Source organism: Corallococcus praedator (genome assembly GCF_003612125.1).
Lineage (GTDB): Bacteria > Myxococcota > Myxococcia > Myxococcales > Myxococcaceae > Corallococcus > Corallococcus praedator.
Genome location: NZ_RAWI01000390.1, coordinates 1 through 8,505, shown reverse-complemented (window position 1 = coordinate 8,505; position 8,505 = coordinate 1). Strand labels below are relative to the sequence as shown.

At 71.3% G+C, this 8,505-nt stretch carries 6 protein-coding genes and 2 pseudogenes; 6 read left to right on the top strand and 2 right to left on the bottom strand.

Going from position 1 to position 8,505, the window contains the following annotated elements:
* Nucleotides 1-373: pseudogene (locus D7Y13_RS33705) on the bottom strand (outer membrane protein assembly factor BamB family protein); the annotation flags it as partial.
* Nucleotides 374-554: 181 nt separating this feature from the next.
* Here D7Y13_RS33705 and D7Y13_RS33700 point away from each other — a divergent pair.
* Genes D7Y13_RS33700 through D7Y13_RS33675 form a run of 6 tightly spaced genes read left to right on the top strand, consistent with a single transcriptional unit; the run spans nucleotide 555 to nucleotide 7,396 of the window.
* A complete protein-coding gene (locus D7Y13_RS33700; protein ID WP_120585268.1) occupies nucleotides 555-2,819 on the top strand; it encodes an HTH domain-containing protein in 2,265 nt (754 codons plus the stop codon).
* A gap of 54 nt (nucleotides 2,820-2,873) precedes the next feature.
* Nucleotides 2,874-3,791: a HEAT repeat domain-containing protein gene (locus D7Y13_RS33695; protein ID WP_120585267.1), complete on the top strand. Its 918-nt coding sequence runs from the start codon at nucleotides 2,874-2,876 to the stop codon at nucleotides 3,789-3,791.
* Nucleotides 3,792-3,793: 2 nt separating this feature from the next.
* Nucleotides 3,794-4,411, top strand: coding sequence for a hypothetical protein (locus D7Y13_RS33690; protein ID WP_120585266.1), 618 nt, complete (start codon nucleotides 3,794-3,796; stop codon nucleotides 4,409-4,411).
* An 11-nt stretch (nucleotides 4,412-4,422) separates the two neighbouring features.
* On the top strand, nucleotides 4,423-5,451 hold the full coding sequence (locus D7Y13_RS33685; protein WP_120585265.1) for a biotin--[acetyl-CoA-carboxylase] ligase: 1,029 nt from the start codon (nucleotides 4,423-4,425) through the stop codon (nucleotides 5,449-5,451).
* Nucleotides 5,452-5,483: 32 nt separating this feature from the next.
* Nucleotides 5,484-6,254: a type III pantothenate kinase gene (locus tag D7Y13_RS33680; protein WP_120536559.1), complete on the top strand. Its 771-nt coding sequence runs from the start codon at nucleotides 5,484-5,486 to the stop codon at nucleotides 6,252-6,254.
* On the top strand, nucleotides 6,251-7,396 hold the full coding sequence (locus D7Y13_RS33675; protein ID WP_120536558.1) for a hypothetical protein: 1,146 nt from the start codon (nucleotides 6,251-6,253) through the stop codon (nucleotides 7,394-7,396). The genes D7Y13_RS33680 and D7Y13_RS33675 overlap by 4 nt, the downstream gene beginning before the upstream one ends.
* 127 nt (nucleotides 7,397-7,523) lie before the next feature.
* Here the strand turns inward: D7Y13_RS33675 and D7Y13_RS33670 are convergent.
* A pseudogene (locus D7Y13_RS33670) lies at nucleotides 7,524-8,505 on the bottom strand (response regulator); the annotation flags it as partial.

Below are 8,505 nucleotides of genomic sequence, written 5' to 3'. Positions count from 1 at the left end.
CCTGGTGGGGAGCGGGCTTGCCCAGGCCCTTGAGCGCCTCGCCCAGCTTCCGGGCGACCGCGGGGGACAGGGCCTTGGGGGCGACCTTCGCCACGTCCTGGAGGAAGCGCTGACCGCTCTGGCGGGTCGCTTTTGTCAACTCCTCGGTGTCAACCTTGATAGGGGGACGCAGGAGGTGAGCGGGCCGGGCAAGGCTCGCGACAGAAAGTTCGATGTCCGGCCCGACGCGCCGGAGCACCAGTTCCAGATGCGCATCCGTCAACGAAACCTGGGCCATCCGGCGGGCGCCGACGTGCAGGGCCGCCACGGCCTCCACCAGAGCGGGAATGACCTCCGCCAGGGGCTCTTCCACGGCCCCGGACAACAGGTTCACTCCGTCCAGTTCCAGCGCGATGGAATCGAGCGGGGAGGCTGACGGTTCGCGCTTCCAACGCTGTCCGATGCGTATCCGGGTCATTTACGTTCGTTGACAAGCCAGTTTAGCGGTGGCTAGCATCCGCCGCCCATACGGACCTACATTTTTGTAACCGTTCGGAATTCTTGGGGATTACTCGATGACATTTTACGAGGCCGCGCTCCGAGTGCTGGAGAGCGAAGGTCGCCCCCTGCATTTCCTTGAGATCACGGAGAAGTCCATCCAGCTGAGCCTGCTGTCCCACATCGGCAAGACACCGGAAGTGACGATGCTGTCGCGTCTGGCTGCCATGGCGCGGCGGACGCGGGATCGCAAGGTGATTGTCACGGCGAAGGATACCTTCGCCCTGACGGATTGGTCACTCTCCGAGGATGCCGAGGCACTTGCACAGACGGGCGTGATGGAGCCGCATCCGGAGGAGGAGCTTCCTCCCCTGCGGCCGGTGGAACGTCACCCGGAGCCGCGCACGGACAACGTGCGCGCGTCGGGGCGTGGCACGGAACGCAAGCGCCGCCGCGACGAGGGCGACGAGGAGCGGGGTCGCAGGAAGCGCTTCCCGCCGCTGCCAGAGGTGGTGTTCGAAATCCTCAGCGAGGCGGAAGTCGGCCTGCGCACGGATCAGCTCATCGAGCGCGCTCGCTCCAAGGAGCTGTGCGCCGAGGAGACGACGGTGGAGGCGGTGCTCACCGCCCTGCTGGAGGACAACCAGCGCCGCATCGACGCGGGCCGCCGCCCCCAGTACGCCTTCAACCAGGAGACGGGTGAGGTGTCGCTGGAGCGCGCGGGTGCGCCGAGCGAGGCGCCGCCCCTGGAGCTCCAGGCGGCGTTCGCGCAGGCCCTGGGCATCCCGCTGGAGGGAGGCCGCCCGGTGCTGGGCAAGCCCGCCGCGGGTGTGGAACCCCTGGTGGACGAGGCCCTCATCACCACCGCGCGCACGGCCCTCAAGGACGCGCGTCGGGCGGTGGCGCGCGGGCTGCGCAAGCGCCTGGGCGACGCGGACGTGGGCACCTTCGAGAAGTCCGTGGTGAAGATGATGCACGGGCTGGGCTTCCGCGAGCTGAAGGTCGCCAAGCGCTCCAAGGAAGGCCCCCTGCTCACCGCGCGCAAGCGCGAGGGCAGCGTGGAGCTGCGCTACGCGGTGCGCATGCTCAAGGGCACGCCGGGCGTGGACCGCAAGACGGTGCAGGAATTGCGGCGCGACCTGGGCCACTACTCGGCGCAGGTGGGCCTGCTGGTGAGCGCGGGTGAAGTGCGCGGCGACGCGCGCTCCGAGGCGCAGGCCACGGGCTCGCTGGTGATGCTGTGGTGCGGCGACGCGCTGGGTGAGAAGTTCCTGGAGGCCAGGACGGCCGTCAACGTCACCCAGGTGGAGCTGTACGACATCGACGAGCGCTTCTTCGAGGCCGCGAAGCTGGACGCCGAGGAGGCCCAGCGCCGCCGCGAGGAGCGCAAGAGCGAGAAGCAGGCCCGCGAGGAGGGCGGCGAGGTGGAGGTGTCCGCCACCGCGACGACTCCCGCCGCGGACCGGCCGGAGCGCGAGGAGCGTCCCGAGCGGGGCGACCGGCAGGAGCGTGCCGAGCGCCGTCGCGACCGTCAGCGTGCGCGCAACGAGGCCCGCGACGCGGCCGCCGCGCAGGGTGGAGCCGAAACGCCCGAGCCCAAGGCCTCACCGGTGGCCGCCGCGCCGCCGGCCGCCGCCGGGTTCACGCCCACGACGTCGGAAGAGGACGACTCCGACGAAGGGGATGACGAGGACGGGGACGAGGACCTGGAGGCCGCCAGCGCCTTCGTGGGTGGAGCCAAGGAGGGCGCCGAGGGTGGTGCTTCCGACGCCTCCGCTTCCGAGCGCAAGCGCCGCCGCCGTCGCCGCCGGGGCCGTCGCGGCCGTGGCACGCGCGGAGCGGACGGCTCGCCCACGGGCGAGGCCGGCGCTCCCGCGCCAGGCTCGACCGGTGAGGAGGTCGCCGCCTCGGGTGGGATCGCCGCGCCTTCCGCCGGTGGAAGTGTCGGAGGCGAAGGGCTGGTGGCGCTCGCGGGTGAGGCGCTGCCCGTCGTCGCCGACGCGGCCCCTGGCCCGTCCCACGGGGAAGCAGCCGTCACCGCGCCGAGCGAAGGCAACGCGTGGCACGCGGGCGAAGCCGTGAAGGCCGAGCCGACGCCGGAGTCCGCCGATGCGGCGCGGGCCCGGGCCGAAGCCGCGCGGGCAGCGTCCGATGCCGTGACGCCGGGCGCGAGCCCTGCGTTGACGCCTGCGGATGAAGCGTCCGGCGAGGCGTCCGCGACGCCCGCCGCCGAGGCGGCTGTGTCCCCGAGCGAGCCCGTGGAGATCCGCGAGGCCCGCGAGGTGCACGAGGCACCGGTGTCGTCCGAGCCGGGGACTCCGCCCGAGGGCAAAGAGGGCTAGCCGCCCTCACGGAATCGGGTGCGGTGGACGCGGGAGTGTTAGCGTAAGGGGGCCATGAAGCCGGCCCTGCTGCTCACCTCCTGCGTGCTGTTACTCGGGGCCTGCCGCTCGCAGGCCCCGCGCCATCCGGTGGCGCCAGTGGAGCTGTCCGGGGACACCGTGCGGGACAACGCGCTCCTGGGCTTCGGTCCGGACGGGGTGCGGGAGCTGTTCTCCGACGCGCTGGAGGGCTCCGGTCGCTTCGAGCTGGTGGGCGACGAGGAGCCGAAGAAGGTCCGCCCCTGGCGCATGTCCCTGGACCTGCCCTTCACCCGCGAGGTGCTGAAGGACGGCAACCCCCACAGCTTCGCGGAGGTGGGCGCCAACCTGTCCCTGGAGCGGTTCGGCGGCGCCGTGCCCCAGCGCTACGAGGTGGTGGGGCTGGGCGAGGCGCAGGTGCAGGAGGACTCGGCGGAGGGCCGCCGGGCCGCCATGCGCGCCGCGCTGGAGAACGTGCTGCGGCAGGTGACGGAGTCGGCGCTGCTGCAGCTCTCCGCGCTGGAGCGCACGGACGAGGCGCTGGTGACGGACCTGCGCGCCAATGACGCGCGCATCCGCGAGTTCGCCCTGCGCACCCTGGCCGAGCGCAAGCACCCGGCCGCCGCGCCCCTGTTGATTGAACGCCTGAAGGACACCAGCGACGCGGACGCGGTGCGCCGCACCATCGGGACGCTGGCGGAGATGAAGGCGAAGAGCGCGGTGCCGGCCCTCATCGACCTGGCGCGGGGCCGCGACTCCGGCTTCCTGCAGGAGATCGTCTTCGCGGTGGGCGAGATTGGCGGCCCGGAGGCGGAGGCGTACCTGTACACGGTGGCCCAGGGCCACGACACGCCGTCGGTGCAGGCCGCGGCGCAGCAGGCGCTCGACACACTCTACGCATCACGCAACCACGCAACGGTGGAGGCGCGTGGCCAGGGCCACGCGGACCCTTGAGTATGAGGCAATCGCTGTCGACGGTGGGGGGCATCGCCCTCCTGGCCACCACGCTCGTGGGCTCTGGATGCGCGAAGCGCGTCGAGTCGGACACGCGCCCCGCAACCGAATCCATCGCCGAGTACTACCCGCTGGCGGTGGGCAACCAGTGGACGTACCGGCTGGACAAGCGGGACGACAAGCCCGTCACGGTGGAGATCGTGAAGGAGCAGGACGGGTACTTCCTGGACAACCAGGGCGGGCAGCTCACGGTGGACGCCTACGGCCTGCGCGACCCCAAGCGCTACCTGCTGCGCGGACCGCTGGAGGCCGGGCGCGGGTGGAACAACGTGGTGTCCGTGTCGTCCACGGAGCGCTACCAGCTGGTGCAGGTGGGCTTCGCGTGCCAGGCGCCCGCAGGTTCGTTCCCCAACTGCGTGAGCGTGGAGGGCCGCAACCGGGTGGACGCGAAGACGACGCTCGTCAACACGATGACCTTCGCCGCGGGCGTGGGGCTGGTGCGCGTGGACGTGGCCACGGAGCAGGACGGCAAGCGCGTGCCCCAGACGGAGCTGGAGCTGGTGTCCTTCAAGGTGGGCTCCTCCGGCGCCGCCGCGACCCCGCCGCCCGCCGCGAACTGAAGCGCCCGCGCATGGCCGTGGAGACGAACGAGCTGTCGCAGGACGCGCGCATCCTGGGCTTCCTCTCCGAGGGAGGGGAGGGCTTCATCTCCGGTGAGGCCCTGTCGAACCGGCTGGGCCTGTCGCGCACCGCCGTGTGGAAGCACGTGGAGTCCCTGCGGCTGAAGGGCTACCGCATCGAAGCGGTGCCCGCGAAGGGCTACCGGCTGACGGGCCGGCCGGACCGGCTCTCCGCGCTGGAGGTCCATCCGCTGCTCACCACCCGCGCGATGGGCCGCGTGCTGCACCACCACGACAGCATCGGCTCCACCAACGCGACGGCCTTCCGGCTGGCCCAGGACGGCGCCCCGCACGGCACCGTGGTGGTGGCCGAGCAGCAGACGGCGGGCAAGGGGCGCCGGGGCCGCGCCTGGGTGTCCCCGCCCGGCCTCAACCTGTACTTCTCCGCCATCCTCCGCCCGGAATTGCCGCCGCAGCGCGCGCCGGAGCTCACGCTGGTGGCCGCCGTGGCCCTGGCGGAGACGCTGCGCGAGTCCAGCCCCGACGCGGCCATCAAGTGGCCCAACGACGTGCAGCTGGGCGGCCGGAAGGTGGCGGGCATCCTCACGGAGCTGTCCGCTGAACCGGAGCGCGTGCACTTCGTCATCGTGGGCGTGGGCGTCAACCTCAACGCGGGCCCGGAGCACTTCCCGGAGGAGCTGCGGGACACCGCCACGTCGCTGTCCCAGGCACTGGGACGGCCGGTGGCCCGCGCGGCCTTCACGGCGGCCCTGTGGGCGCGGCTGGAGGTCTGGCTGGACACGTACCTGGCCACCGGCTTCGACGCGGTGCGCACCCGCTGGAAGGCCCTGTCGAGCACCCTGGGGCAGCAGGTCCGGGTGCGCACCGACCGGGGGGACTGGGAGGGGTTCGCGGAGGACATCGACCCCACGGGCGCCCTGATGGTGCGCACGGCGGACGGCCGCCTGGAGCGGGTGCTCGCGGGCGACGTCGAGCAGTTGCGCCCCCAGGGACAGGTGCGCCCTCAAGGACGCGGCTGATTCACGGGCTTCGCGGTAGACTGGCGCACGTGATGCTCCTGGCCATCGACGTCGGCAACACCAACACCGTGCTCGGCGTGTACGAGGGCAAGCGGCTGTTGGATCACTGGCGCCTGGAGACGAGCGCCCGGCGCAGCGCGGACGAGTACGGCATCCTCGTGCGCCAGCTCTTCACGTGGAGCGGCATCGACGCGGCGCAGGTGTCCGCCGTGGCCGTGTCCAGCGTGGTGCCGCCGCTCCAGTTCAGCCTGGAGAAGATGAGCGAGCGCTACTTCAAGACGCGCCCCATGTTCGTCGGCCCGGGCGTGAAGACGGGCATGCCCATCCTCTACGACAACCCGCGCGAGGTGGGCGCGGACCGCATCGTCAACGCGGTGGCCGCCTACGAGAAGCACCACAAGGGCCTCATCGTGGTGGACTTCGGTACCGCGACGACGCTGGACGCGGTGACGCCCCGGGGCGAGTACCTGGGCGGCGCCATCTGCCCTGGCATCAACATCTCCATGGAGGCCCTGTTCCAGAACGCCTCCAAGCTGCCGCGCGTGGAGTTCGCGCGGCCGCCGCACGTGGTGGGCCGCAACACCGTGCACTCCATGCAATCCGGGCTCGTCTATGGCTACGTGAGCATGGTGGACGGCCTGTGCGCGCGGATGGAGGCGGAGATGGGTTTCACCGCGAAAGTGGTGGCCACCGGGGGCCTCGCCCCGCTGGTGGCCAGCGAATCGAAGGCCATCCAGGAAGTGGATGAGTTCCTCACCCTGGAGGGGCTGCGCATCATCTACGGAAGGAATCACGCCTCATGAGCCTCGCTCCGGATCCCACCATCCCGGCCCCGCCTCCGGGCTGCCCCTTCAACGCCGAGTTCCTGCCGCCCAACCTGCGCAAGCACGTGGACCCCAACGCCCCCGTGCCGCTGCGGATGATGGCCGCCAAGTCGCTCGTGCCCCTGAATCCGGCGGACATGCTGGGCGCGCTCTTCATGCTCACGTTCGATCCGGAAGCGAACGTGCGCGAGACGGCCGCCAAGACGTGCGCCACGCTGCCGGACCGCATCCTCGGCTCCGCGCTGCGCGACGAGGGCGTGCCGCCGCCCGTGCTGGGCTACTTCCTGGGCCTCCTGAAGGACAAGGAAGCCTACGCGGAGATGCTCGTCCTCAACTCGGAGACGCCGGACGACGCCGTCGCGGGCGTGGCCTCCACGTGCAGCCCGAAAGTGGCGGAGATCATCTCGCAGAACCAGCTGCGACTGCTGCGCCACGAGGACATCGTCCGCAACCTGTGCCTCAACCCGGGCGCCCCGGCGTCGCTCGTGGACAGCATCTGCGACTTCGCGGTGCGAAGCGGGCTCATCCTGGCGGACGTGCCGGCGATGCAGGCCGCCCGGGTGCGCATCTACGGCCCCCAGGCCGCCGCGGCCCCTCCGGATCCGGGCCCCACGGCGGAAGAGGTCCTTCAGGAGCTGGGGCCGGCGGCGCAGCAGGAGGACGAAGCCCCGATGGAGGAGGGCAAACGTCAGACGCTCGCGCAGCGCATCATGAAGATGTCCATCGCGGAGAAGATCAAGCTGGCGACGCTGGGCAACAAGGAAGCGCGCACCAACCTCATCCGCGACACGAACAAGCTCGTCTGCACCGCCGTCATCCGCAGCCCCCGCATCACCGACGGCGAGGTGCTCGCGTGCGCCGCCAACCGCGCCATCAACGACGACGTGCTGCGCGTCATCTACAACAACCGCGAGTGGACGAAGATGCAGAAGGTGAAGCTCGCGCTGGTGAAGAACCCCAAGGTGCCGCTCACCGTCACCATGAAGTTCCTCAACACGCTGCGCGACACGGAGCTGAAGGACCTGGCGCGCGACAAGAACGTGCCCGCCGCCGTGCAGTCCTTCGCCAAGAAGCTGCATGAGAAGAAGACCGCCCCCAAGAAGGAGGGTGGCGGTCACTGACGGTCCGGGCGGACTGCCGGGCGTCGCGCGCCCGGCTTCGCTCCAGGGACCGTGACAGGCTGCCGGAAGGGGGAGGGCGGTCGTCCCGCGCCGTCCCCTCGCTCACGCGGCCTGGGAACGACGGACGCTAGGCGGCGGCTTCCTCGTCGGCGTCGTCGCCCACGGAGGTGCCGGGCTCGTCCAGGAGCTGCTGGGCGATGGCGAGCGCCTTCTTCGTCTTCTCGCGCAGCTTCTCGTCGCCCTTGATGCGCGCGTAGAGCTTTGTCACGCGCTCCTCGTTGCGCACCGCCGCCTGCTCCAGCTCGGTGATGCGGGCGCGCAGCGCGTCGGCGTCGGCGGCCGCCTGGGCCGTCTGGGCGGACAGGTCCGCCTGGGACTGCTCCAACTGGGCGCGCAGGCCTTCCGCCTCCTGCTGCGCGGCTTCCACCTGCGAGCGCAGCCCCTCGGCCTCCTCGCGCGCCGCCTGGAGGTCCGCGTCCTGCTGGGCCGCCTGGGCCCGCAGTCCTTCCACCTCACCCTGGAGCGCCTGGGCCTGGGCCTGGTGCTGATCCAGCTCCGCCTGGAGCGTGCCCAGCTTCGCGGTGGCGCCGCGCGCCTCCTCCTTGGAAGTGGCCAGCTGCTGATCCACGCGCTTGCGCTCCGTGGTGAGCTGCTCGGTGCGGCTGGTGAGCGTCTTGATCTGCGCGTCGCGGCGCGACAGCTCCTCGTCGGAGGTGCTGGCCTTCTGCTCCAGCTCCAGGTGCTGATCCTTCAGCTCGATGATCTCCTGGTCCTTCTGGTTCAGCTCCGACTTGAGGCGCAGGATCTCCTTGTCGCGCTTGTTGACGGTGTCGCGCAGCGCGAAGGTGTCCTTGTCGTTCTTGCCGACGTTGGAGCGCGACGTCTCCAGCTCCGTCGTCTTCGCCTGGAGCTCGGACTCCAGCGACTGCACGCGCTCCTCGGCCTGCGTTGCCTGTCCGCGCGAGTCCTCCAGTGCGCTCTGCAGCTCCGCCACCTTGGCGCGCAGGTTGCGCAGCTCCGCGACCTCCGCCGCGGACGGGCCCGCCGCCGGCTGGGGCACCGGGCCCGGGCCCGCGACCGCGACAGGCCGGGGCGGGGGAGGCGTGGGC

Excerpts from the sequence above, each read along its gene's own strand:
- D7Y13_RS33685 (WP_120585265.1), top strand. The coding sequence starts at position 4,423 with ATGGCCGTGGAGACGAACGAGCTGTCGCAGGACGCGCGCATCCTGGGC.
- D7Y13_RS33675 (WP_120536558.1), top strand. The coding sequence starts at position 6,251 with ATGAGCCTCGCTCCGGATCCCACCATCCCGGCCCCGCCTCCGGGCTGC.
- D7Y13_RS33690 (WP_120585266.1), top strand. The coding sequence starts at position 3,794 with ATGAGGCAATCGCTGTCGACGGTGGGGGGCATCGCCCTCCTGGCCACC.
- D7Y13_RS33695 (WP_120585267.1), top strand. The coding sequence starts at position 2,874 with ATGAAGCCGGCCCTGCTGCTCACCTCCTGCGTGCTGTTACTCGGGGCC.
- D7Y13_RS33700 (WP_120585268.1), top strand. The coding sequence starts at position 555 with ATGACATTTTACGAGGCCGCGCTCCGAGTGCTGGAGAGCGAAGGTCGC.
- D7Y13_RS33680 (WP_120536559.1), top strand. The coding sequence starts at position 5,484 with ATGCTCCTGGCCATCGACGTCGGCAACACCAACACCGTGCTCGGCGTG.